2 pseudogenes are annotated in these 1,152 nt (G+C 75.8%); both read right to left on the bottom strand.

Annotated features, from left to right (window positions below):
- Nucleotides 1-622 (bottom strand): annotated as a pseudogene (locus GM672_RS27680) (penicillin-binding transpeptidase domain-containing protein); the annotation flags it as partial.
- A gap of 15 nt (nt 623-637) precedes the next feature.
- Nucleotides 638-1,152: pseudogene (locus tag GM672_RS28615) on the bottom strand (penicillin-binding transpeptidase domain-containing protein); the annotation flags it as partial.

Here is a 1,152-nt window from a genome sequence, read left to right as displayed (position 1 = left end):
TGCCCCCCTGGCAGCGCCGGCCATCCCATGCGCCGCGCCGCATGCCCACGCAGGCCAGGATGTCGTGCGCCAGCGCCTGAACGGGCAGTTCCAATGTCAGGCGCCCCGCATTGCCGCCCGCCCGCATCAGCATGGCGGCGATGCCGCCTTGCTGTTCCGGCCCCAGGCCGACCAGGGTGGCCAGGCCGGCGCGGGTGGCGGCCGCTGTCGGCGCCCCGTCGGCCCACAGGGGCGCGCCATGACGGTCCGTCAACGTTACCGTTCCCGTGGCACGCGGCACCACTGCTTGCGCCGTCGGCGCCAAGGGTTGCCAGGCGATGCGCCCGGCGACGACGCGCAGGTGGCGGTAGGCGTCATTGCCCGGCGGGGTCATGCTTGCAGCAGGCAGCGGCGCGATGGTCAGTACGACGGCGCGCGCATCCGCCGCCGGCTGCAGCACCAGGCGCGTCACATCGCCCGGCGCCGTGCAGGCCTTGCCGGTGCAGGCCGGCGTGGCCCGGACGGTGGCTCCACGCACGGCTTGCACGCTGCCGGCCACCAGCAGGTGCAGCGGCCGGGAACTGCCGGGACGCAGCGGCAGCGTGAGCTGGACGGCCTGGCCGCCGGCCGGCCAGCGGGCCACGCGCGACCATGGCTGTCACCCCTGCGGCAATTCGTCGAACAGGCGCGCCGCGGCCGGCGGCATGGCCTGCGTCGCGGCCAGGGGGCCAGCCGCGCCGCCGACCTGCCAGCGCGCCATATCACCGTCGGGCTGGCGCCAAGCCAGCAGGCTGCGCTCACTGTTATACAACTCGACCTGGCGGCGCAGGTAGGTGCCGTCGGCCTGCCGGTACAGCCGGCGCAGCAGCTTGCGCGCTGCATCGTCGACGCGCACGTCGGCCCACTCCGGCAAGGCGGTGGCGCGCACGGTCCCGGCAGCGTCGGCCCATGCGGGCAAGTCGGCCGGCGCCAGTGCGATGGCACCGTGCCGGGACAGCCGCAACAGGCCGGCCTGGCGCAGCGCAGCGAACAAGGCGGCGTCTTCCAGCTCGGGCGCGGGCGCGGCGGGAATGGCATAGCTGCCGGGGGCCAGCCGCAAGGTGGCGGCGCGGCCGGCGCCGAAGGCGGTGACGAGGGCGCGCCCTGCCCCCTCCCCTGGGGCGTACAGGCGCA

This window comes from Pseudoduganella buxea (genome assembly GCF_009720835.1).
In the GTDB taxonomy this organism is placed as follows: Bacteria; Pseudomonadota; Gammaproteobacteria; order Burkholderiales; family Burkholderiaceae_D; genus Rugamonas; species Rugamonas buxea.
This window is presented reverse-complemented; position numbering and strand designations above follow the sequence as displayed.